Here is a 21,847-nt window from a genome sequence, read left to right on the forward strand (position 1 = left end):
CGCGCGATTGAGCGGCGGGGGCGCTGATGCTATGATACCGGCTGCATGCGGGATCGCGAAGACCGGGTCAACCGGCGGACCGCTGCCCGAGGATCAGGAAACCGAGGAGACAGTCATGTTCAATCGCCTAGTGATCGCGGCCGCCGCGGTCGTGCTGACGACGCCGCTTGCGATGGCGGGGCCCATCGACAACGCATGCGTCCGTTCCGACCGCGCGCGCGGCAACGCCCCCCTGTGCGGCTGCATCCAGCAGGTCGCCAACCGGTCGCTGTCGCGGTCCGACCAGCGCCGCGCGGCGCAGTTCTTCCGCGACCCGCACCGCGCCCAGGAAGTGCGGATGTCCAAGCGCGATTCCGACAACGCCTTCTGGCGCCGCTATCGCAACTTCGCCTCCCAGGCCGAGGCGCTGTGCCGGTAAGCCGTTTGCGGATCACGGTGCTGACCGGCGCCGGTATCTCGGCCGAGAGCGGGTTGCCGACCTTCCGCGCCTCGGACGGGCTGTGGGAAGATCACCGGATCGAGGACGTGGCCACGCCCGAGGGCTTTGCCCGCGATCCCGAACTGGTGCATCGATTCTACAACATGCGCCGTGCCGCGGCGTCCGAGGCGCAGCCGAACGCGGCGCATCGCGCGCTGGCGCAGCTGCAGGATCATCACGACCTGACGCTGGTCACGCAGAACGTCGACGCACTGCACGAACGCGGCGGCAGCCGCGACGTGATCCACATGCATGGCGCGCTGGACGGGGCCCTGTGCGCGGAATGCGACCATCGCTGGCCCGCGCCCGCAATCATGTCGCCGGACGACCGCTGCCCCAACTGCGCCGCGCCCGCGACCCGGCCCGACATCGTCTGGTTCGGAGAGATCCCCTATCACATGGACCGGATCTGGACAGCGCTGGAGGGCGCGGACCTGTTCGTCGCGATCGGCACGTCGGGCAACGTCTATCCCGCGGCGGGATTTGCGCAGCACGCGTCGCGCAACGGGGTCGAGTGCGTCGAACTGAACCTTCAGACCAGCATGAACGCCCGAGATTTCGACCGCCAGATCATGGGCCCGGCATCCGAGACCGTGCCCGAATGGGTCGCCACGCTGCTATAGCCGGGACAGGATCTCGTCGGTCAAGCCGTTGACCTCGTCGCTGGCGGGGCCGCGCCGCGCGGTTTCCGATGCGCCCAGCCCCGCGCCGAGGCTCTCGGCATATGCCACGCGGTTCGCAAGCTGCGTATCGGCCAGTGCCGCGCCCAGGCCCTGCGCCCCTGCCGCGACCTCGGCCGCAAGGCGGGTATTGGGTCGGGTGCGGTTCAGCACGATCAGTACGTCCGCCTTTTCGCGCTTGGCCAGGTCCAGCACGCCTTCAGTCGCCCACAGGTCCACCTGGCTGCTGGCGACGGGCACCAGAACAAGGTCGGCCACGCGCAGCGCCGGGCGCAGGTCGCTGTCGATCTTGGGCGGCGTGTCGATGATGACGAAATCGAAGCGCTTCTTCAGCTTCTCGGATTCGTAGCTGGCACCCCATGCGGAAGAGGTCGAGAAATCCATCGCCTCGTCCTCGCCCCTCGACTGCATGCGTTCCATGAACCAGCGGCCCATGCTGCCCTGCGGATCGGTATCGACCAGCGCCACGGAATGGCCCCGCGCGTGCAGGCAGACGGCCAGGTTAACCGCCAGCGTCGTCTTGCCCGATCCGCCCTTCTGCTGCGCGACGGTGATGATGCGGCCTGCCATGAAGATGCCCCTTACCGATGGTCCTTCCGGGCAGGTTAACGAAGCGTCACGCGATTGCACGGAATTTCTGCGCTTGCATCATCTTGGTGGTGCAGCAGGATTGCACACCCCGGAAAGCGCGGGCATGTTTGCACAAAATGAAAAGACAGGAGCACAGGGATGACGCCGATCTTCGACGGCCACAACGATCTTTTGCAACGCATCGTCGCGGCCGGAGCCGGCGGACAGGACCTGTGGCTGAACGGGAACGGGCGCGGCCACCTGGACCTGCCGCGCATCCGCAAGGGCGGCATGGTCGGCGGCTTCTTCGCGATCTGGGTGCCCTCGCCCGCCGGTCTGGACGATGATGAGAGCCTTCGCCAGCTCGAGAATCCGCCCTTCCGACTGCCCCTGCCCGAGCCGATCGCCCCGGACGCCGCCCTGCCCCATGCGATGGCGCAGGCCGCAGCCCTGCTGTCGCTGGAACGCACCGGCACGCTGCGCGTCGTTCGCGACGCCGCCGATCTGCGCGACGCCATCGCGCAGGGCCAGATCGCCGCGATCATGCACATGGAGGGGATCGAGGCGATCCCGGACATGGACGCGCTGCATCTGTGGCACCGGATGGGGCTGCGGTCGCTCGGGCCGGTCTGGTCGCGGAACACGCGCTTTGCCGAAGGGGTGCCCTTCGCCTTCCCTGCCACGCCCGATATCGGTGCGGGCCTCAGCGCGGACGGCAAGCGGCTGGTCGCGGAATGCAACAAGCTGGGGATCATGCTGGACCTGTCGCATCTGAACGAGGCCGGTTTCGACGATGTCGCCGCGCTGTCGGATGCACCGCTGGTCGCCAGCCACAGCTGCGCCCACGCGCTTTGTGAAAGCAGCCGGAACCTGACGGATCGACAGCTTGAGGTCATCGCCCAAAGCCGCGGCCTCGTCGGTCTGAACTTCGCTTCGAGCTTCCTGCGCAAGGACGGGCGGCGTCTGCCGCTGGACGATCTGGACGTGATGATCCGCCACATGGACCACATGATGGGCATCCTAGGCGAGGACGGCGTGGCGCTCGGGTCGGATTTCGATGGCGCGTTGATGCCCGCCGACCTTGCGGATGCGGCAGCGCTTCCGAACCTCGTCGCCGCGATGGAAAAGGCAGGCTATGGGCAGGAGTTGATCGCCAAGATCACGCACCGGAACTGGATTTCGGCGCTGGAACGCACCTGGAAGCCCACCTGAACGAAAAAGGCCCGGTCGATGGACCGGGCCTTGTCATTCATTCCGACGTCTGATCGTCGGGCGGTGTGCCGGTATCCGCCTGCGCGACGGCCACCATCTCGGCCAGTTCGGGGTCGGCCCCCAGATCGGCAAGCTGATACGCCTGGGTCAGGCTGTCGGATGCCAGCGCGATATTGCTGACGACCTGCGCACCCGGCGCGGCAGGGCCATAGGTCTGTCCGTTCACCGCGAAGTAGATCGCACCGGAATTGCCCGTCCGCAGGGTCGGCGCCTCTTCCAGCTTGGGCAGGGTGAAGCGTTCGCCCGCATCCATGATCTTTTCCAGAAGGACCGTGCCATCGGCTGCCTTGACGCGGACCCATGCGGGACGCGCGGCCATCAGCTCCAGCTCGGGCGCATCGGGGGCGGTCGTGCTGACGCCTGCCTCGGCCACCTGCTGTTCCGGCTGCGAGGGGCCCTCGACCTCGGTCGGCTGCGACACCTCGGTCACCTGCCCTGCGGCGGCGATCACGCTCTCGACCGCGGCGGCATTCTCGATGATGCCCGGATCGATGGCCGCGATGGGGCCGTCGCGCGCGGTCAGCACCGGCGCTTCGAGGATCTGCGGACGATAGAGACGGTCCAGCGATTCCGGCTGCGGCAGGTTCTGCGCAAGCGTCGCGCTGCCGTTCTGTTCGATGGTCGGGTCCACGATGCCCGCGCCCTTGGTCGGGTCAAGCTCGGCCACGATGCTGGGCGTGTCGTCGCCCGGCGCAAGCGTGACGCGCTGCACCTCTTGCAGGACGGCATAGCCGCCATAGGCAAGCCCGCCGATCAGCGCGACCAGAACCAGCATCGCGCCGACGGCACCGGGCTGGATCTCGGACCAGAAGCTTTTCTTCTGCGGGATGAACAGCGCACGGGGATTGGCCAGCGCCTCGGCCGGGTCCGAGGGACGGCGTGCGGGCTTGGGACCGGATGCTGCGGCGGCCATGCCGTGGGTCGGCTGGAAACCGGATTCCTGGCAGAACCGGCGGAAGGTCCAGTCGGGGTCCATGCCCAGATAACGGGCATAGGAACGCACATAGCCCGAGATGAAACTGGGCGTGTCGAACGACGTGATATCGCAATTCTCGATCGCGGCGACATAGGACGCCCTGATGCGCAGCTCTCGCTGAACATCAAGCAGCGACTTGCCCAAAGTCGCCCGCTCGCCCCGCATGAGATCGCCCAAACGTGTATCTTCGTCGAGGAAATGCACGTCTTCCTCCACTTGCACGAAGTCCTCTGCCGGGTGTTTTGCCCGCAGCCTGCTCATCCCGAATGCCTCATCCGCCCCTATGGCCCACTCCGAATCGGAGATTAGGCCAGCTTCTTTACCAACACGTTATCACGGCGGCGAGAGCAGTTCACGGGCAGATTTCGTCAGGCGCTCAATTCGGCACGATTCAGCGCGCATTGGGACCAGAGGTTGTCCATCGCGCGCACCAGGTGGTCGATCTGCTTGGGATCGTGCACCGGCGAGGGCGTGAAGCGCAGCCGCTCGGTCCCGCGCGGAACGGTCGGGAAGTTGATCGGCTGGACATAGATGCCGAAATCGCGCAGCAGCATGTCGGACAGCGCCTTGCAATGCACCGGGTGCCCGACATGGACCGGCACGATATGGCTGCCATGGTCGATGATCGGCATGCCAAGCGATTTCAGGCGCATCTTCAGGATGCGCGCATGCAGCTGCTGGGCGTCGCGCAGCTTCTGCCCCTCGGGCGTCTTCAGGAACGCGATCGAGGCCGCAGCACCCGCAGCCACCGCCGGCGGAAGCGAGGTCGTGAAGATGAAGCCCGGCGCATAGGACCGCACCGCGTCGCACATCTTGGCGCTGGCCGCGATATAGCCGCCGAAGACGCCGAACGCCTTGCCGAGCGTGCCGTTGATGATGTCGATCCGCCCCGTTAGGCGGTCGCGTTCGGACACCCCGCCGCCGCGCGGGCCGTACATGCCGACCGCGTGAACCTCGTCCAGATAGGTCAGGGCACCGAATTCCTCGGCAATGTCGCAGATCGCCTCGATCGGGCCGAAATCGCCGTCCATGGAATAGATCGACTCGAACGCGATCAGCTTGGGGGCGGCAGGGTCGTCGGCTTCCAGCAGTTCGCGCAGGTGGTCCAGATCGTTGTGGCGGAAGATGCGCTTGGCGCCGCCGTTGCGCTTGATCCCCTCGATCATCGAGGCGTGGTTCAGCGCGTCCGAGTAGATGATCAGGCCCGGGAACAGCTTGGGCAGCGTCGAAAGCGTCGCGTCATTGGCGATATAGGCGCTGGAGAAGACCAGCGCGGCCTCTTTGTGGTGCAGATCGGCCAGCTCGGCTTCGAGGCGCTTGTGATAGACGGTCGTCCCGCTGATGTTGCGCGTGCCGCCCGATCCCGCGCCGGTGGCGTCCAGCGCCTCGTGCATGGCCGACAGAACCGCCGGATGCTGGCCCATGCCCAGATAGTCGTTGCCGCACCAGACCGTGATTTCCTGCTTCTGCCCGTCCGGACGGTTCCAGACCGCCTGGGGGAAACGGCCCTTGTCACGCTCGATATCGATGAAGGTGCGATAGCGCCCTTCGTCGTGAAGCCGTGCAATGGCAGAATCCAGAGCAGCGTCGTAATTCATGGCGGGCGTTCCCTTGCGTAACCTGGCTGGGTGCGATCATCTGCGATCACGCGCGTTGCCGCCTTGATAGAGGTCAAAGCGCCGAAGTGACAGTCTAAAAACGATGCATCCGGTAAAAGATGCCTCGTCAAACCCAACAAAAACAGTGGAAAGATAGGTTTCATGGGCATCGACGCAAGGCTTGGCGACATCCTGACGCAGCTTGACAAGGGGCGCGAGGAAGCGCTCTCGCGGCTGTTCGAACTGCTGCGGATTCCCTCGATCTCGACCGACCCGGAATACGCCCCCGAGGTCCGCCGCGCCGCCGAATGGCTGGTCGCCGAACTGACGGATCTGGGGCTGGATGCGAAGCTGCACGACACGACCGGCCATCCGATGGTGGTGGCGCACACGCCTTCGGGCGATGCGCGTCCGGTGCTGTTCTACGGCCATTACGACGTGCAGCCGGTCGATCCGCTGAACCTGTGGGACCGCGATCCGTTCGATCCCGAACTGCAGGACACGCCCGACGGCACGGTGATCCGCGCGCGCGGCGCGTCCGACGACAAGGGCCAGCTGATGACCTTCGTCGAGGCGCTGCGGGCGTGGAAGGCCGTCCACGGCACCCTGCCCACCGACCTGGTGCTGCTGTTCGAGGGCGAGGAGGAATCCGGCTCTCCGTCGCTGCTGCCCTTCCTGAATGCGCATCGCGACGAGCTGTCGGCATCCATCGCGCTGATCTGCGACACGGGCCGCTATTCCGACGGGCGTCCCGCGATCACCACCCAGCTTCGCGGGCTGGTGGGCCAGGAGGTCGTGATCCGCGGCGCCGATCGCGACCTGCATTCGGGCGCCTTCGGTGGGCTGGCCGCGAACCCGATCATGGTGCTGTCGCAGGCGCTTGCGGCGCTCAAGGATGCGGATGGCCGCGTCACCCTGCCCGGCTTCTATGACGGGGTCGAGGACCTGCCCGAACAGCTGGCCCGCGACTGGGAGGCGCTGAACTTCGACGCGCAGGCCTTCCTTGGCGGTGTCGGCCTGAAGACCCCCATCGGTGAAAAGGGCCGCACGCCCTTGGAAATGCAGTGGAACCGCCCCACTGCCGAGATCAACGGCATCGCGGGGGGATATGCGGGCGATGGCTTCAAGACCGTCCTGCCCGCCGAGGCCCGCGCCAAGGTCAGCTTCCGCCTGACCGGCCAGCAGGACCCCGCGAAGATCCGCGACGCGTTCCAGGCGCATGTCCGCAGCTTCGTCCCCGACGACTGCCGGGTCGAGTTCCACGACCACGGTGCCAGCCCGGCCAGCGTCATGGACATCACCGATCCCGCCTTCGGCCTTGCCCGCGAGGCGCTGTCCGACGAATGGCAACAAGAGGCCGTCTTCATCGGCGCGGGCGGGTCCATCCCCATCGCGGGCGATTTCAAGCGGATGCTGGGCATGGACACGATGCTGATCGGCTTTGCCAAGGATGACGACCGCATCCATTCGCCGAACGAGAAATACGACCTCGAAAGCTTCGAGAAGGGCGCGCGGTCCTGGGCGCGCATCCTTGCCGCGCTGCGATAAGGGAAAGGGGCGGTGTTCTCACCGCCCCTTCTTCGTCCCCCGCTCGATTATCTCTCAGCTCTCGGTCGAGCAGTAGCTCTGCGACGAGGTCCATGCCGCGATGTCGGCCCGCTTGCGGTCGCTGCGCATCGGCGCCCAGTCGCGGGCAACGCCGCGCCAGCCGTCGCCATCATGTGCGACCGCGTTATCGCGCCCGACCTGGTGCGACATGATCTTGACCGCGCAGGACATGTTGTCCGCGCCGTTCTTGATGTTGCCGGTGCAACCGTAATGCCGCCAGGTCGCGGGCGCGATCTGCATCAGCCCCAGCCAGCGGCCGCCGCCGCCCGAAGCCTGCGGGTTGTAGGTGCTTTCGTGCTTGGCCACCGCCGACAGCAGGCCCGCCCAGAACGCGCGGCGGCCCGTTTGGGTCAGCTCGCGATAGTTGGGGCAATACTCGTTGATGTCCTGGGGCACCTGCGACAGGATCGTCGCCCCTTCGCGGTCCAGTGCCGCCAGCGTCGCGCGGGTCCATTCGCTGGATCCCTGCTGTCCCCACCGCATCGGAGGCGTTTGCGCCAGGGCCATCTCCTGCACTTGGACCTCGGCCTTTACCTCGGCCTTCGGGGTTTGGGTGCAGGCAGTGGCAACGGCCAGTGCGGCAAGAGAGAGCGCGATGCGCATTCGGACCTCGGCGGGTTGTTTCGTCGCCGTCCTGATTATCGACCCCGCGGAATCCCGCAAGCTTGGCGTGGCAGGCTCGGCAAGATCACGCCAATCGCCGGCGATGCGTGACGCAATCCCGCCCAAGGCCCGGCGAAATCCCGCATTCGTTAGAATGCGCGCGATTTTCGTGCTTGGCGGGTGCGCTCGAATCGCGGGCGTCATTGCGGCCCGTGACAAGCCCCGCGCCATCGCGTAGAAGCCCGCCAAGACCGATAGAACGCAATGAGGCGCCGATGCTTGACCTGACCTTCACCCCACCCGAGCCCAAGGTGATCCAGGGCGCGACAAGCGACTGGGAACTGGTGATCGGGCTGGAGGTCCACGCGCAGGTGGCTTCGAAGGCCAAGCTGTTCTCGGGCGCGTCCACCGAATTCGGGGCCGAACCCAACAGCAACGTGGCCTTCGTCGACAGCGCAATGCCCGGCATGCTGCCCGTCATCAACGAGTTCTGCGTGGCGCAAGCCGTGCGCACGGGTCTGGGCCTGAAGGCCGCGATCAACCTGTTCAGCGCCTTCGACCGCAAGAACTACTTCTATCCCGACCTTCCGCAGGGCTATCAGATCAGCCAGCTCTATCACCCCATCGTGGGCGAGGGAGAGGTGATCGTGGACATGGCACCGGGCATCGCCCGCCGCGTCCGCATCGAGCGCATCCACCTGGAACAGGACGCGGGCAAGTCGATCCACGACATGGATCCCAACATGTCCTTCGTCGACCTGAACCGCACGGGCGTCGCCCTGATGGAGATCGTCAGCCGCCCCGACATCCGCGGCCCCGAAGAGGCTGCCGCCTATGTCGGCAAGCTGCGCCAGATCATGCGTTACCTGGGCACCTGTGACGGGAACATGCAGAACGGCAACCTGCGCGCCGACGTCAATGTCAGCGTCTGCAAGCCCGGCGCCTATGAGAAATACCAGGAGACCGGCGATTTCGGCCATCTGGGCACCCGCTGCGAGATCAAGAACATGAACTCGCTGCGCTTCATCCAGGCCGCGATCGACTACGAGGCCCGCCGCCAGATCGCCATTCTCGAGGATGGCGGAAAGATCGTGCAGGAAACGCGCCTCTACGATCCCGACAAGGGCGAGACGCGCTCGATGCGGTCCAAGGAAGAGGCGCATGATTACCGCTACTTCCCCGATCCCGACCTGCTTCCGCTCGAGATCGAGCAGGCATGGGTGGACGACATCGCCGCCGACATGCCGGAACTGCCGGACGAGAAGAAGGCGCGCTTCGTCAAGGATATGGGCCTGTCGGAATACGACGCGGGCGTCCTGACCGCCGAGGTCGAGAGCGCGAACTTCTTCGAGGCGGTCGCCTCGGGGCGCGATGGCAAGATGGCCGCGAACTGGGTCATCAACGAGCTGTTCGGCCGCCTGAACAAGGAAGGGCTGACCATTCAGACCTCGCCCATCTCGGCGGCGCAACTGGGCGGCGTGATCGACCTGATCGCCAAGGGCGACATCTCGGGCAAGATCGCCAAGGACCTGTTCGAGATCCTGTGGACCGAAGGCGGCGACCCGGCCGAGATCGTCGAGGCCCGCGGCATGAAGCAGGTCACCGACCTCGGCGCCATCGAGGCCGCGGTCGACGAGATCATCGCCGCGAACCCCGCGCAGGTCGAGAAGGCCAAGGCCAACCCGAAGCTCGCAGGCTGGTTCGTCGGCCAGGTCCTGAAGGCCACGGGCGGCAAGGCCAACCCCGCCGCCGTCAACGAACTGGTCGCGAAGAAGCTGAACGGCTGACCCCGCATCCGCCGCGGGCGACCGCGGCGGCTTTCCCTTCAGGAGGACGCATGGACGCCTTTGAATACACGGTCATTCCCGCCCCCTCGCGCGGGGAAAAGGACAGCCAGGCCAAGACCGCGACCGACCGCTATGCGCTGGCCGTCACGTCCGAGCTGAACCGCATGGCGGCGGAGGGCTGGGAATACCTGCGCGCCGAGGCCCTGCCGAGCGAGGAACGCAGCGGCCTGACCGGGCGCGTCACGACCTATCACAACCTGCTGGTGTTCCGTCGCCCGAAGAAGCGCTGATCACGCCGCGCGTGTCAGGCGCATCGGGGCGAAATCCTCGATCCTGACCTGCGCGCGGTCGAAGGTGCAGAAACTGCCGGGCGGCACCTCGATCCAGTCCGCCTGGTCCTGCTCCAGCGGTTCGGAGACGACGGCGAAACCCTGCCTGCTGTTCGACCACCGATAATAGAGCGAGGGCGCGTGATCGTCGCTGGCCGTCCGCAGGGCGAACAGCCGTCGACCGTCCGACAGCGCACAGGCCGCACGCATATGCGGCGCCTCGCCCCGCTCTCGCGCCAGGGCGGTCAACCGGCCTATCGCGATCTCCAACGCGGATTTCGGATCCTCGTCCAGCCCCGCCCCAAGCGCGATCAGGAACAGCGCCTCGCTGTCGGTCGCGCCCATGCGGTGGCCGTATTGCGCATCCGCGATCAGCGCATCGGCCTGCCTGCGGAACCTGTCATAGCCGCCGAACTGCCCGTTATGCATGAAGGACCAGCGCCCCACCGCGAAGGGATGGCAGTTGTTCCGGCTGGTCGCCGTCCCGGTCGAGGCCCGCACATGCGCAAGGAACAGGCCGGACCGCACCTGCCCGACAAGGCTGCGAAGATTGGGGTCGGACCATGCAGGCATGACATCGCGGTACAGACCCGGCTCGGGCCGTTCGCCGTACCAGGCAAGCCCGAACCCGTCCGCGTTCACCGGCGTCGGGCAGCGCGTCGCGCCCTGGCTCTGCCGGATCAGCGAATGCGCCGGTCGGCTGACGATGTCTTCCAGGAATATCGGTTGGCCCACATAGGCGGCCCAACGGCACATGGCACTGCCCCATCATGACTGCTTTGCGACAGTCCTAGCATGACGGGGCAGGCATTGGCACGCGGTTACGTCGCGGCGGGTGCCTCTTCGACGATCACCAGGTCGCGTTCGCTCGCGCCCTTGGCATGTTCCAGCGCGGCCTGGTACTCGCTGCTCTCATAGCAGGCAACAGCGGCCTCAAGGCTGGGAAAGCGCACGACGACGTTGCGCGCGCGATCGCGCCCCTCGAGCTGCCGGTGACGGGACCCACGGGCAAGGAAAACCCCGCCATGGCCCTCGATCGCCGGACCCGCAGCCTTGGCATAGCGGCCATAGGCTTCGGCATCCGTCACATGAACATTTGCAATCCAGAGTGCGGTCATTTGCTGTCCTCGATCAGTTTGCGTGCGTCCTGGAACGCGGTTTCCGCGGCCGCAAGCGAGGGGGCGCCGCCCTGTGCGCGGTCGGGGCGGCCGCCACCGCCTTTGCCGCCAAGCGCCGCGGTCGCCGCCTGGACCAGAGCGACCGCGCTGATCCGATCCGTCAGATCCGCGGTCACCCCGGCCGCAACGGTGGCCTTGCCATCGGCTTCGGCCAGCACCAGAACCGCACCGCTGCCCAGCTGGGATTTCATGTCATCGACCAGGCCGCCCAGCTCCTTGCCGCCGACGCCCTCGACCGTGCGACCGATGAACTTCACGCCCGCGATCTCCTCGGCCTCGGATGCGCCACCGGCACCCATGGCAAGCTGGCGCTTCAGCTGCGCGACCTCGTTGGCCAGCGCCTTGCGTTCGTCCGACAGCGCCTTGACGCGGTTCACGACCTCGCCCGCCTGTGCCTTGAGGATGCCTGCGATCTCGCCCAGTTGGCGGTCGGCGTCGCGCAGGTGGTCCATCGCAGCCTGGCCCGTCAGAGCCTCGATCCGGCGCACGCCCGCGCTGGACGCACTGTCGCTCAGCAGCGCGAAGGCGCCGATATCGCCGGTGCGCGCGACATGCGTACCGCCGCACAGTTCCAGCGAATAGGTCCGGCCGTCCGTGCCCTTGCCGCTGCCGTCCTGCGCGCCCATCGACACGACCCGAACCTCGTCGCCGTATTTCTCGCCGAACAGGGCCTGCGCGCCGATCGCGCGGGCATCGTCCGGCGTCATGATGCGCGTCACGACCGGGCTGTTCTGGCGGACGTATTCGTTCACCTCGGCCTCAATCCGCGACATTTCTTCGGGGGTGACGGCATGGTTGTGGCTGAAATCGAAGCGCAGGCGGTCCGGCGCGTTCAGGCTGCCCCGTTGCGCGACGTGATCGCCAAGCGCGCGACGCAGCGCCTCGTGCAGCAGGTGCGTGGCCGAGTGGTTCGCACGGATCGCGCCGCGACGGTCGTGATCGACCGAAAGCTGCGCGCCCTGCCCCGGCGCGATGGTGCCCATCGTCACCTCGGCCTGGTGCAGGAAGACACCCGCGACCTTCTTGGTGTCGGTCACGCGTGCCGCGCCGGTCTCGGTCTTGATCAGGCCGGTATCCCCGACCTGACCGCCCGATTCCGCATAGAAGGGCGACTGGTTGACGACGATGGCGATGCTTGCGCCCTCGGCGGCCTCGGTCACTGCAGCACCGTCGGCGACCAGCGCCAAAACCTGGCCCTCGGCCTCTTCGGTGTCATAGCCCAGGAATTCGGTCGCGCCGTGCTCCTCGGCCAGCTCGAACCAGATCGCGGCGTCCTTCGTCTCGCCCGAGCCGCTCCAGGCGGCGCGCGCCTTGGCCTTCTGCTCGGCCATGGCGCTGTCGAAGCCCTCGGTATCGACGGCGCGGCCCTTCTCGCGCAGCGCGTCCTGCGTCAGATCCAGCGGGAAGCCATAGGTGTCGTACAGCTTGAACGCGGCCTCGCCCGGCAGGTTCGCACCTTCGGGCAGCTTGCCCAGTTCGTCGTCCAGCAGGCGCAGCCCGCGGTCCAGCGTCTGGCGGAAGCGCGTCTCCTCGGACCGCAGCGTTTCCTCGATCAGGGCCTGCGCGCGGTTCAGTTCGGGATAGGCCGCGCCCATCTGGTGGACCAGCGAGGGCACAAGGCGGTGCATCAGCGGGTCCTGTGCGCCCAGGATGTGGGCGTGACGCATCGCGCGGCGCATGATGCGGCGCAGGACGTAACCGCGCCCCTCGTTGCTGGGCATGACGCCATCGGCGATGAGGAAGCTCGTGGACCGCAGGTGGTCCGCGATGACGCGGTGATGCACCTTGCCCGGACCGTCGGGATCCGCGCTGGTCGCATGCGCGCTGGCCTCGATCAGGCTGCGCATCAGGTCGGTGTCATAGTTGTCGTGCTTGCCCTGCAGCAGCGCACCGATGCGTTCCAGCCCCATGCCAGTATCGATCGACTGCATGTCCAGCGCGCGCATCGAGCCGTCCTCGAACTGCTCGTTCTGCATGAAGACGATGTTCCAGATCTCGATGAAGCGATCGCCATCCTCGTCGGGCGAACCCGGAGGGCCGCCCCAGATGTGGTCGCCATGGTCGAAGAAGATCTCGGTGCAGGGACCGCAGGGGCCGGTCGGGCCCATCTGCCAGAAATTGTCGCTGGTCGGGATGCGGATGATGCGGTCGTCGGACAGGCCCGCGACCTTCTTCCAGATATCCGCGGCCTCGTCATCGGTGTGATAGACGGTGACCAGCAGCTTTTCCTTCGGGATGCCGAATTCCTTGGTCAGCAGTTCCCAGGCATAGGGGATCGCCTCGGTCTTGAAGTAGTTGCCGAAGCTGAAATTGCCCAGCATCTCGAAGAAGGTGTGGTGCCGCGCGGTATAGCCCACATTGTCCAGGTCGTTGTGCTTGCCGCCTGCACGGACGCATTTCTGCGCGCTGGTCGCACGGTTGTAGTCGCGCGTCTCGACCCCGGTGAACAGGTTCTTGAACTGGACCATCCCCGAATTCGCGAACATCAGCGTCGGGTCGTTGCGCGGAACAAGCGGGCTGCTGTCGACGACACGGTGGCCGTTCTTTTCGAAGTAGCCGAGGAAGGTGGAACGGATATCGTTCAAGCTGGGCATGGCGGGCCTTCATGCAATGAGTACTGTGCCGGCAGACCGGTTTGCCGGATGGTCTAACGGCCCCCCGCAGCGCTGTCCAGCAATCGCGGACGGGCGGAACGCAGAACGCCGGGCACATGGCCCGGCGTTCGTGCGGTTTACCGGTCGATCGGTTCCCGGTCAGTCCTCGGTCAGGGCGTCGTCGCCCTCGCCGCCATCCATGCCGAACTCCAACCCGTGGCTGGCGCGGATCTTATCCTCGATCGCATAGGCGATCTCGGGGCGGTCGCGCAGGAACTGCTTGGCGTTCTCGCGGCCCTGGCCGATACGCTCGTCGCCATAGGAATACCAGGCGCCCGACTTCTCGACCACGCCGGCCTTCACGCCCAGGTCGATCAACTCGCCGACCTTGCTGATGCCTTGGCCGTACATGATGTCGAAATCGACCTGCCGGAACGGAGGCGCGACCTTGTTCTTGACGACCTTCACGCGGGTCGTGTTGCCCGTCACCTCGTCGCGGTCCTTGACCGAACCGGTGCGGCGGATGTCCAGGCGGACCGAGGCATAGAACTTCAGCGCGTTGCCGCCCGTGGTCGTCTCGGGGCTGCCGAACATGACGCCGATCTTCATGCGGATCTGGTTGATGAAGATCACCATGCAGTTGCTGCGCCCGATGCTGGCGGTCAGCTTGCGCATGGCCTGGCTCATCAGGCGGGCCTGGCTGCCCATCTGCATGTCGCCCATGTCGCCCTCGATCTCGGATTTGGGCGTCAGCGCCGCGACCGAGTCGACCACCACGAGGTTCACCGCGCCCGAGCGGACCAGCGTGTCCACGATCTCCAGCGCCTGCTCGCCCGTGTCGGGCTGGCTGATCAGCAGCTCGTCCAGGTTCACGCCCAGCTTCTTGGCGTATTGCGGATCCAGCGCGTGCTCGGCGTCGACGAATGCGCAGACCCCGCCCTTCTTCTGTTCCTCGGCCACGACGTGCAGCGTCAGCGTCGTCTTGCCCGAGCTTTCCGGCCCGAAGATCTCGATGATGCGGCCCTTCGGCAGGCCGCCGATGCCAAGCGCGATATCGAGGCCAAGCGAGCCGGTCGAGGTCGCCTCGATCTCGGCGACGGGGCTGTCCTTGCCAAGCTTCATGATCGAGCCCTTGCCGAACTGGCGTTCGATCTGGGCCAGGGCGCTGTCGAGGGCCTTCTGCTTGTCGGCAGTCCGTTTGTCAGTCATGTCGAAAATGCTCGCCTGTGCCATTCAATCATCCTTGTTATTCCACAGCCCCCCGTTCGGGGCAATCAAAACACCGGTGGATGTTCGCTTCTTGTTCTGCCCATAGATGCGACAGTTCACAGACGATTTCAAGATGATCTTGGTTAACATCCCATCCGCCCGCCAAGCATAGGCGGCGATGTCTTAACGAACCGTTTACACGCACGCCCGCTTTCGATATTCCGGTTTGGGAAAACGAAATCCGAGGATCGACGACTGGCATGCTGATATTCTGGGAACAAAGGCTCGTATTCCTGGCAAACCCCAAGACCGGTTCTTCGGCGATCGAGATGGCGCTGGAATCGCTTGCCTCGGCGGCGTTGCAGCGGCCCGCCATGCTGAAGCACACCGATGTCGCGACCTTCCGTCGCCATGTCGGCCCCTGGCTTCAGGCGCAGACGGGCGAGGCCTTCACGACCGTCGCGCTCATGCGCGAACCCGTCGACTGGCTGCGCAGCTGGTACCGCTTCAAGCTGCGCGACGATCACGACGACCCCCACCACGCGATGCAGGGTGTCAGCTTCGCGCGCTTTGCGGAACTCTATGCCGCCGATGACGGTCCGTCGCGGCTGGGCATCGGGTCGCAGGCGGGCTTCCTGACCGATGGCGATGCCCATGCCGACTGCATCTTCCGCTATGAGCAGATCCAGGACTTCGTGGACTTCCTCGAGAACCGGCTCGACTGCGCGATCGAACTGCCGCGCATCAACGTCCCGCCAAGCGTCGATGTCGCCCTGTCCGACGAGGCCGAGGAGGACCTGCGCGAACTGATGGCCGAGGACATGATGCTGTACGACAGCATCTAGTGAAGGGTCGGGCCGCCTGACGAAAGTTGGGCGGCCACGGCATCGGCCAGCTCGGACAGGGTGAAGGGCTTGGACAGGAAGCTGGCGCCCGCGACGGGAACCTGGCCGTCCACGAACACGTCCTCGGTATAGCCCGACATGAAGATGACCTTGGCCGCGCGATGCGTCTCGCGCGCCTTGCGGACCCAGGCGGGGCCGTCCATTCCCGGCATCACGACATCCGTGACGAAGATGTCCACGGCGCGCGACTGTTCCTCCAGCGCCTTCAGCGCCTCTTCGCCAGTGGCGGCCTCGATCACGTCATAGCCCTTCAGCCGCAGCGCGCGCGCGGCGAAGGCGCGGACGGGGGCCTCGTCCTCGACCAGCAGCACGGTGGCGCGTTCGGCCTGCCGGACCTGCGGCGCGGGCCTTGGGGCGACTGCCTCGGGGATGACGGCCTCGTTCGCGGGGAAATAGATCGAGAAGGTCGTGCCCTTCCCCATCGCGCTGTCGCAGAAGATGTATCCCCCGGTCTGCTTGACGATCCCGTATGCGGTGGACAGGCCAAGGCCCGTCCCCTCGCCGATGCGCTTGGTGGTGAAGAAGGGCTCGAATATCTTGGCAAGATGCTCGGGCGCGATGCCGGTGCCTTCGTCGCGCACGACGATGCGGACGTAATCGCCCGGCGGCATGGCGACATCGTCGCGCTGCACCGTGTCGGACATGGCGGCATTCTCGGCCCGGACCGAGATCTGGCCACCATCTGGCATCGCATCCCGCGCGTTCACCACGAGGTTCATGATCACCTGTTCAAGCTGGCGCTTGTCGGCGCGGACGGCCCGCAGCGCGGGGTCGTAGGTGATCGCAAGGCCGACCTTCTCGCCCACCAGGCGGTTCAGCAGATGGGTCAGGTCGGCCAGCGTCTCGCGCAGGTTCAGCACCTCCAGGCGCAATGTCTGCTTGCGGGAGAACGCCAGCAGCTGCCCGACAAGCGCCGCCGCGCGATTGGCGTTCTGGCTGATCTGGTCGAGGTCGGCGTAATCCGGGTCGCATTCGTCACGCCGCAGCATCAGCAGGTCGCAATGCCCGCTGATCGCCGTCAGAAGGTTGTTGAAATCATGCGCGACACCGCCGGCCAGTTGGCCGATGGCCTGCATCTTCTGGCTTTGCGCGAACTGCGCCTCGAGCGTCTTCAGCGCGCTTGCATCGGTCATCACCGCCGTCAGGCGATCGGCCCGCGCGGCATCGCGCGCCAGCGAGATCTGGAAGTGCCGCTCTCGCAGCTCGGGGCCGCGGCCTTCGGGGTGGCGCAGGCGCAACATCTCGGTCGTGTTCACGACACGCCCGGCCGCGACATCCGCGATCCATTCCGTCACGGGCCGTCCGGGGCCATCGAGGATCGTGGCGATGCTGCGATCGGCGCATTCGGTGCGCCCGTCCAGCAGGTCGCGCGCGCTGCGGTTCGCGCGAAGGATCGTGCCATCCGCGGCCAGTCGCAGCAACGCGACGGGGATGGCCTCGAACTCGTCCGCAGACTCGGCCTCGAGGCTCATCGCGATGTCGATGACGGCAGGCTCGCTGCCGTTGCCCTGAAGCGTCCAGATCTGCAGCGGCGCGTCGGGAAGGCTGCCCAGCACCAGCGTCTCGTCGGGGCCGACCGACAGCTCGGCCGTGCCATAGCGCCATGCGCGTGCGATCAGGTCGTCGATATCGCCCTGCGCATCGGCGCGTCGGCGCGTGAACAGCCCCGCGATGGGGCGTCCGGTATGATCCTCGAACGCGTGACGCGCGGCGCGGTTCTGGAACAGGACCAGCCCATCGGGATCGCAGACCCAGACGGGTTCGTCGGTCGCCGCGACCTCGCCCCGGATCGCCTTCAGCGCGCGCCTGGACGCGATGCCCCGCATCGCCTGCTGCAGCGACAGCGCGCCGCCCAGAAGATACCACGCGACCGCCACGCTGGCCCCGATCACCGCCGAGCGTCCAAGCGCGGCCTCGGGTGCGACCATCAGCAGGCCCGCCCCCACCGCCATCGGTGCCAGCAGCAGCGGCATGGCGGTCATCGTCGCGTTGCGCGACATCCGCAGATGACGGTCCAGAAAGCCCATGCGATTCGCCCCTTGATCCTTCGGCAGGGGCCAGGATGACCGCAAAGCGGTTAATGTGCGGTTAATCGCGGTCAGCCGCATCGCATCAGCGCGACGAAGAACCCGTCCCCGGCATCCAGCGGGGTCATCAGCCGGCGCGTCTGCAGCGTGAACCGCGGATGGCGGGCAAGGAACGCCTCGACCTGCGCGTCGTTCTCGTCCCGCAGGAGGGAACAGGTCATGTAGGCCAGGTGGCCGCCGGGCTTCACCAGCCCCGCCACCCGATCGAGGATCTCGGCCTGAAGGGCAAGCAGCCCTTGCAGGCCATCCTCGTCCAGTCGCCATTTCGCATCCGGCCCCCGACGCCACGTGCCGCTGCCCGAACAGGGCACATCGGCGACCAGCAGATCGACCGGATCGCGCGGCGCCTCGACCACACGGATCCGGGCATGCGCACGGGCCGCCCGCGCGGGCAGATCGCCAAGGCGGGCGGGAGAGGCGTCATGCGCAAGGTAGCGCGCGTCAGGTTCGCGCGCGGCAAGGGCAAGCGACTTGCCGCCCCCGCCCGCGCAGAAATCCAGCACCGTGTCGCCCGCCTTCAGCGGCAGCATCGCGCAGGCGATCTGCGGCGACAGGTCCTGCAGCTCAACCAGACCGTCCTTGTAGGGCGCGCTCTGGGCCAGCTTGCGTTCGTTGCGGGTGATGCGCAGGGCGGTGGGCAGGTCGGGATGCGGCGCGGTCTCGATCCCGGCCTCGGCCAGCGCCGCCATCGCGGCATCCGGCGTGCCGCGCTGCGGATTGACGCGCAGCCAGACCGGCGCGCGTTCGGTCATGACACGCGCGACAGGGGCCGCGTCGGAACCAAGCGCCTCGTTCCAGCGGGGGCGCAGCCAGTCGGGCAGGTCGTCCGGCAGATCGGCGGGGGCGACATGCGCGGCCTCGTGGTCGGTCAGGGCGGCGGGGGCGTGCCTCTCGCCCGTGAAGATCGCGGCGGGGTCACCGCTTTCGGCGCGCAGATGGCCGATCATCAGCCCCCGCCCCGTCAGCGCGCCCCCAAGCGCGGCAAGGCTGTCGCGACGGCGCAGCGCGCCGAAGACCAGGTCGCGCAGCGCGGCACGGTCCCCGGACCCCGCAAACCGGCTGGCGCGCGACCAGCGCAGCAGCGCGGCCTCGGCGGGGGTGCCTTCCAGGATACGGTCGAGAATTTCGGCTGCGGCGGCGATGCGGGCGGCGGGGGTCATGGCTGGCCTTCAGGTCTTGGGGCGTCGTGGCAAAAGCGCGCCGCTGATCAGCAATGGCAGTCCCGCCCCCACGGCAAGGACCAGCCCCGCAAGGCGCTGATCCAGCATGACCGGCAGACCCCAGATCGCGGCGCCCTCGATATGGTGGGGATAGAGGATATCGCCCGCCGAAAGCAATGCGGCACCGATGGCGACCAGTGTCGCCCCAAGCGCGATCATGGGCAGGCGCGCGGGCCCCCGCCTCCAGAAGCACCACGCCGCCAGCAGGACGATGATCGCGGGCAGCGAGGGCGCATGGAACCAAGCCAGCTCGGCCAGGCGGGGGACATGCGCGGCCACGACCGCCAGCGGCAGAAGCGGCCAGGCGACCGCCACGGGCCGGGCCGCGGCCATCGCAGGCCCCGCCAGCAGCATCGCCACCAGCAGCTGCGCCGCCTGCCCCGAGGCCAGCATCCGCCCCAGACCCGACAGCGGCGAGACCAGCACCACCGCCGCCAGAAGCACCGCGACCGGCGACCGGCGCAGGAACACCGCCATCGCCAAGACCAGAAGCCAAGCCGCAGGGTCGGCGCTGAAACCGCGCCAGGGCGCATCGGGTGTGGGAAGATCGAACAGCATGACCGTCTTTGACCAGCGCGATCACGCTCATGCAAGCGTGAAGCCGCGAATGTCGACAACAGGGCCGCGAATGGTGAAACTGCGTCCTGCCGCACCTGCATCCACGGAGAACCGATGACCGACGCACCCCCGACCGGCCCCATGACCGGCCGGCCGCATGACGCGCCGCCCAGCCCGCAGCACGGAACCCAGGGCGACCGCTATGCCCGGGAACTGGAGCGCCATCTCGACTGGCTCGACACCTTCACCTCGACCGCGCTCGGGGTGCTGGCATCGGCCTCGGGGATCTATACCTATCTGGGGGTCAGGTCGCTTCTGGATCAGCCGGGCATCTGGACCACCTTCGCGGCGCTGGCCTATTCCATCGCGGTCTCGGTCGGGATCTTCGTGTTCTGGTCCTATCTGCTGCGGCTGCTGCCCGCGATGCGCAGCGCGGCGTCGCGGATGGGGCTGCTGCTGGCGATGTGCCTGGGCTGCGTGGCGATCGTCGCGATGTCGTCCTGGCTGAACGCCGCGGCCCTTGCGGGCGGTGCGGCGGTCGAAACGCACATGGCCAACACGGTGCAATCCTATCAGTCCTCGTTGGAGCGTGCGCACGCGAACGCGGTCGCGGGGCAGGCCCTGTCGCGCGACGTGGCCCGCGTGCGCCAAAGCTTCGACGACCTGTCCGCACAAGAGGAAGGCGGCACGCTGTCGGGCTTCCAAGGGCGCGGCGCGGTCTTTCGCGTTCTGACCCAGAAGGGGGCCGAGCTGACGGCCCTCGAAACACAGCTGATCGAGGCCGAGGGCCCGATCGAGGACACCTTCGCCCAGGGGAACGCCGTCCTGTCGCGGATGCGCGGCATCGCCGTCGGCGCGGGCCCGCTCGAGGATCGGACCGTCCAGTTCTCGGAGGATGCGGTCGAGCTGGCGGGCATGATCACCCGCCTGCGGCAGCTGAACCCCGCGCCGCTGGTCACGCGGGCTGCGCAGGACTTGTCGGAATCCGCGATCCTGCCCGAACTGGACGGCAGCACGGAAGGGATCCGGCAGGGGCAGTCCAGCACCATCGCCTCGGTGCTGGGGCTGGTCGATCAGCGCGCGCGCACCCTGGGCCAGGCCGCGTCCGAGGTCGAGGCCCTGCCCCAGCCCGACGAGGCGGTCTATACCCCCATGTCGGGCGCGGATGCGGTCATCGTCTATGCCCGCAACTTCGTGCCTGCATGGGCGGGCGCCATATCCATCGACCTGCTGCCCGCCGTCCTGGTCTTCATCATGGTCGTCGTGCAGGCCGCGATCCGGTCGGGGCGCGGGCTGCATCACACGGATGACCGGATGACGGTGGGCGAATTGCGCGCCGCGCTGGCGGCATCGGAACTGCTGCGCGAGCACGATGCGGCGCAGGCGCGGCGGGACTGAGGGGATGCGACTGTTCTCCTCTCCTCAATCCGCGATCCGGTCGGTGCTCATCGCGCAGGTCGTGCTGGGCGTGGCCATCGTGGCGATCGACCTGCGCGACGATCCGGGCAATGCCGCGCCGGGCCTGTTCACCCCGCAGGAAGGTCCGTCCGTCCGCCCCTATCGCCCCGACCTGCGCCCCGCAGAACCGGGCGCGCCCGCGATGCGCCCCATGCCCAAGCAGCTGGAGTTCAGCGAAACCGACGACGCCATCGTGATCGAGGGCCAGATCGCCGTAGGCGATGCCGACCGCTTTGCCGAATGGCTGGACGAAACCCGCCCCGCCGCGTCCGAGGTGTCGCTGGACAGCTCGGGCGGTTCTGTCGCGGATGCGCTGGCCATCGGGCGCACGATCCGGGGCGCGGGATACGACACGCGGATCGCGCAGGGTTCGGTCTGCATGTCGGCCTGCCCCTACATGCTGGCAGGCGGCACGGAACGCCGCGCCGACGAGGGATCGACCGTGGGCGTGCACCAGCACTACTTCGGCAAGAACGCGATCCTGCCCGCCTTCATGGCCGTCAGCGACGTGCAGCGCGCGCAGGCCAGCGTCATGGACTATCTGACCGAGATGGGCGTCGATCTGCGCATGATGATCCCCGCCCTGCGCACCGCCCCCGAGGATATCAGCGTCCTGTCGCCCCAGCAGATGCAGGAATGGTCGCTGACCTTCGCGCCCGACGCATAGCTGCCATTCGCCCCGCCCGGGTTGCGGCCCGCGCCATGCTTCATTAGCTGACTAACGAACCGAAACGTTA

The 21,847-nt window shown here is 67.1% G+C and carries 20 protein-coding genes; 9 read left to right on the plus strand and 11 right to left on the minus strand.

Going from position 1 to position 21,847, the window contains the following annotated elements; translation table 11 throughout:
- Window positions 1–115 precede the first annotated feature (115 nt).
- Window positions 116–418, plus strand: coding sequence for a hypothetical protein (locus F804_RS17565; RefSeq protein ID WP_022706733.1), 303 nt, complete (start codon window positions 116–118; stop codon window positions 416–418).
- A gap of 5 nt (window positions 419–423) precedes the next feature.
- Window positions 424–1,101, plus strand: a complete 678-nt coding sequence (locus tag F804_RS0105405) for an NAD-dependent deacylase (RefSeq protein ID WP_022706734.1) — start codon at window positions 424–426, stop codon at window positions 1,099–1,101.
- Here the strand turns inward: F804_RS0105405 and parA are convergent.
- Window positions 1,096–1,728 carry a ParA family partition ATPase gene (parA, locus tag F804_RS0105410; RefSeq protein ID WP_022706735.1) on the minus strand — a complete coding sequence of 211 codons (633 nt, stop codon included), beginning with the start codon at window positions 1,726–1,728 and terminating at the stop codon, window positions 1,096–1,098. The two genes, F804_RS0105405 and parA, sit on opposite strands and share 6 nt — an antisense overlap.
- Window positions 1,729–1,887: 159 nt before the next feature.
- Here parA and F804_RS0105415 point away from each other — a divergent pair, with 159 nt between their 5' ends.
- Window positions 1,888–2,940 carry a dipeptidase gene (locus F804_RS0105415; protein WP_022706736.1) on the plus strand — a complete coding sequence of 351 codons (1,053 nt, stop codon included), beginning with the start codon at window positions 1,888–1,890 and terminating at the stop codon, window positions 2,938–2,940.
- 37 nt (window positions 2,941–2,977) lie between these two features.
- Here F804_RS0105415 and F804_RS0105420 read toward each other — a convergent pair whose 3' ends face one another.
- Window positions 2,978–4,237, minus strand: coding sequence for a helix-turn-helix domain-containing protein (locus tag F804_RS0105420; protein ID WP_051142293.1), 1,260 nt, complete (start codon window positions 4,235–4,237; stop codon window positions 2,978–2,980).
- Between the two features lie 107 nt (window positions 4,238–4,344).
- Window positions 4,345–5,574 (minus strand): 5-aminolevulinate synthase, encoded by a 1,230-nt coding sequence (gene hemA / locus F804_RS0105425; RefSeq protein ID WP_022706738.1) that lies wholly within the window; start codon window positions 5,572–5,574, stop codon window positions 4,345–4,347.
- Between the two features lie 162 nt (window positions 5,575–5,736).
- Here hemA and F804_RS0105430 point away from each other — a divergent pair, with 162 nt between their 5' ends.
- Entirely contained in the window at window positions 5,737–7,122 is a 1,386-nt protein-coding gene (locus F804_RS0105430) for a dipeptidase (protein WP_022706739.1), read from the plus strand.
- Between the two features lie 54 nt (window positions 7,123–7,176).
- Here F804_RS0105430 and F804_RS0105435 read toward each other — a convergent pair whose 3' ends face one another.
- On the minus strand, window positions 7,177–7,785 hold the full coding sequence (locus tag F804_RS0105435; protein WP_028725649.1) for a lytic transglycosylase domain-containing protein: 609 nt from the start codon (window positions 7,783–7,785) through the stop codon (window positions 7,177–7,179).
- Between the two features lie 275 nt (window positions 7,786–8,060).
- Between F804_RS0105435 and gatB the strand changes: the two genes are divergently transcribed.
- Window positions 8,061–9,572 carry an Asp-tRNA(Asn)/Glu-tRNA(Gln) amidotransferase subunit GatB gene (gene gatB, locus F804_RS0105440; protein WP_022706741.1) on the plus strand — a complete coding sequence of 504 codons (1,512 nt, stop codon included), beginning with the start codon at window positions 8,061–8,063 and terminating at the stop codon, window positions 9,570–9,572.
- Window positions 9,573–9,622: 50 nt separating this feature from the next.
- Window positions 9,623–9,862: a DUF4177 domain-containing protein gene (locus F804_RS15745; protein WP_051142294.1), complete on the plus strand. Its 240-nt coding sequence runs from the start codon at window positions 9,623–9,625 to the stop codon at window positions 9,860–9,862.
- Here the strand turns inward: F804_RS15745 and F804_RS0105450 are convergent, their stop codons facing one another.
- The 4 genes from F804_RS0105450 to recA form a co-directional block, all read right to left on the minus strand.
- On the minus strand, window positions 9,863–10,657 hold the full coding sequence (locus tag F804_RS0105450; protein WP_022706742.1) for a class II glutamine amidotransferase: 795 nt from the start codon (window positions 10,655–10,657) through the stop codon (window positions 9,863–9,865).
- Window positions 10,658–10,722: 65 nt separating this feature from the next.
- On the minus strand, window positions 10,723–11,019 hold the full coding sequence (locus F804_RS0105455) for a DUF1330 domain-containing protein (RefSeq protein WP_022706743.1): 297 nt from the start codon (window positions 11,017–11,019) through the stop codon (window positions 10,723–10,725).
- The gene (gene alaS / locus F804_RS0105460; RefSeq protein ID WP_022706744.1) at window positions 11,016–13,673 is read right to left on the minus strand and encodes an alanine--tRNA ligase; all 2,658 of its coding nucleotides are present in this window, start codon (window positions 13,671–13,673) and stop codon (window positions 11,016–11,018) included. The genes F804_RS0105455 and alaS overlap by 4 nt, the downstream gene beginning before the upstream one ends.
- Window positions 13,674–13,832: 159 nt before the next feature.
- Complete coding sequence (gene recA / locus F804_RS0105465) at window positions 13,833–14,906, minus strand: recombinase RecA (protein WP_022706745.1); 1,074 nt, start codon at window positions 14,904–14,906, stop codon at window positions 13,833–13,835.
- A gap of 236 nt (window positions 14,907–15,142) precedes the next feature.
- Here recA and F804_RS0105470 point away from each other — a divergent pair, with 236 nt between their 5' ends.
- Window positions 15,143–15,727 carry a sulfotransferase family protein gene (locus F804_RS0105470; RefSeq protein ID WP_022706746.1) on the plus strand — a complete coding sequence of 195 codons (585 nt, stop codon included), beginning with the start codon at window positions 15,143–15,145 and terminating at the stop codon, window positions 15,725–15,727.
- Here the strand turns inward: F804_RS0105470 and F804_RS0105475 are convergent.
- The 3 genes from F804_RS0105475 to F804_RS0105485 all read right to left on the minus strand — a co-directional run bounded on the left by F804_RS0105475 (window position 15,724) and on the right by F804_RS0105485 (window position 19,652).
- On the minus strand, window positions 15,724–17,814 hold the full coding sequence (locus F804_RS0105475) for a hybrid sensor histidine kinase/response regulator (RefSeq protein ID WP_022706747.1): 2,091 nt from the start codon (window positions 17,812–17,814) through the stop codon (window positions 15,724–15,726). The two genes, F804_RS0105470 and F804_RS0105475, sit on opposite strands and share 4 nt — an antisense overlap.
- A gap of 71 nt (window positions 17,815–17,885) precedes the next feature.
- Window positions 17,886–19,034 (minus strand): RsmB/NOP family class I SAM-dependent RNA methyltransferase, encoded by a 1,149-nt coding sequence (locus tag F804_RS0105480; RefSeq protein WP_022706748.1) that lies wholly within the window; start codon window positions 19,032–19,034, stop codon window positions 17,886–17,888.
- 9 nt (window positions 19,035–19,043) lie between these two features.
- Window positions 19,044–19,652: a cytochrome c oxidase assembly protein gene (locus F804_RS0105485; RefSeq protein WP_022706749.1), complete on the minus strand. Its 609-nt coding sequence runs from the start codon at window positions 19,650–19,652 to the stop codon at window positions 19,044–19,046.
- A 114-nt stretch (window positions 19,653–19,766) separates the two neighbouring features.
- On the opposite strand from F804_RS0105485, the gene F804_RS0105490 reads away from it, so the two are divergent.
- Together F804_RS0105490 and F804_RS0105495 are read left to right on the plus strand one after the other, a co-directional pair.
- Window positions 19,767–21,050, plus strand: a complete 1,284-nt coding sequence (locus F804_RS0105490) for a hypothetical protein (RefSeq protein ID WP_022706750.1) — start codon at window positions 19,767–19,769, stop codon at window positions 21,048–21,050.
- Between the two features lie 4 nt (window positions 21,051–21,054).
- Entirely contained in the window at window positions 21,055–21,777 is a 723-nt protein-coding gene (locus tag F804_RS0105495) for a COG3904 family protein (RefSeq protein WP_022706751.1), read from the plus strand.
- Window positions 21,778–21,847: the final 70 nt, after the last annotated feature.

It is taken from the genome of Paracoccus zeaxanthinifaciens ATCC 21588 (assembly GCF_000420145.1).
GTDB classification, from domain to species: domain Bacteria; phylum Pseudomonadota; class Alphaproteobacteria; order Rhodobacterales; family Rhodobacteraceae; genus Paracoccus; species Paracoccus zeaxanthinifaciens.

Bases quoted from the DNA above. Each gene is read 5' to 3' on its own strand.
- hemA (WP_022706738.1), bottom strand. From the start codon at position 5,574: ATGAATTACGACGCTGCTCTGGATTCTGCCATTGCACGGCTTCACGAC.
- F804_RS0105450 (WP_022706742.1), bottom strand. From the start codon at position 10,657: ATGTGCCGTTGGGCCGCCTATGTGGGCCAACCGATATTCCTGGAAGAC.
- gatB (WP_022706741.1), top strand. From the start codon at position 8,061: ATGCTTGACCTGACCTTCACCCCACCCGAGCCCAAGGTGATCCAGGGC.
- F804_RS0105475 (WP_022706747.1), bottom strand. From the start codon at position 17,814: ATGGGCTTTCTGGACCGTCATCTGCGGATGTCGCGCAACGCGACGATG.
- F804_RS17565 (WP_022706733.1), top strand. From the start codon at position 116: ATGTTCAATCGCCTAGTGATCGCGGCCGCCGCGGTCGTGCTGACGACG.
- F804_RS0105455 (WP_022706743.1), bottom strand. From the start codon at position 11,019: ATGACCGCACTCTGGATTGCAAATGTTCATGTGACGGATGCCGAAGCC.
- F804_RS0105435 (WP_028725649.1), bottom strand. From the start codon at position 7,785: ATGCGCATCGCGCTCTCTCTTGCCGCACTGGCCGTTGCCACTGCCTGC.
- alaS (WP_022706744.1), bottom strand. From the start codon at position 13,673: ATGCCCAGCTTGAACGATATCCGTTCCACCTTCCTCGGCTACTTCGAA.
- recA (WP_022706745.1), bottom strand. From the start codon at position 14,906: ATGGCACAGGCGAGCATTTTCGACATGACTGACAAACGGACTGCCGAC.
- F804_RS0105420 (WP_051142293.1), bottom strand. From the start codon at position 4,237: ATGAGCAGGCTGCGGGCAAAACACCCGGCAGAGGACTTCGTGCAAGTG.
- F804_RS0105480 (WP_022706748.1), bottom strand. From the start codon at position 19,034: ATGACCCCCGCCGCCCGCATCGCCGCCGCAGCCGAAATTCTCGACCGT.
- F804_RS0105485 (WP_022706749.1), bottom strand. From the start codon at position 19,652: ATGCTGTTCGATCTTCCCACACCCGATGCGCCCTGGCGCGGTTTCAGC.
- F804_RS0105495 (WP_022706751.1), top strand. From the start codon at position 21,055: ATGCGACTGTTCTCCTCTCCTCAATCCGCGATCCGGTCGGTGCTCATC.
- parA (WP_022706735.1), bottom strand. From the start codon at position 1,728: ATGGCAGGCCGCATCATCACCGTCGCGCAGCAGAAGGGCGGATCGGGC.
- F804_RS0105470 (WP_022706746.1), top strand. From the start codon at position 15,143: ATGCTGATATTCTGGGAACAAAGGCTCGTATTCCTGGCAAACCCCAAG.
- F804_RS0105430 (WP_022706739.1), top strand. From the start codon at position 5,737: ATGGGCATCGACGCAAGGCTTGGCGACATCCTGACGCAGCTTGACAAG.
- F804_RS0105415 (WP_022706736.1), top strand. From the start codon at position 1,888: ATGACGCCGATCTTCGACGGCCACAACGATCTTTTGCAACGCATCGTC.
- F804_RS0105490 (WP_022706750.1), top strand. From the start codon at position 19,767: ATGACCGACGCACCCCCGACCGGCCCCATGACCGGCCGGCCGCATGAC.
- F804_RS15745 (WP_051142294.1), top strand. From the start codon at position 9,623: ATGGACGCCTTTGAATACACGGTCATTCCCGCCCCCTCGCGCGGGGAA.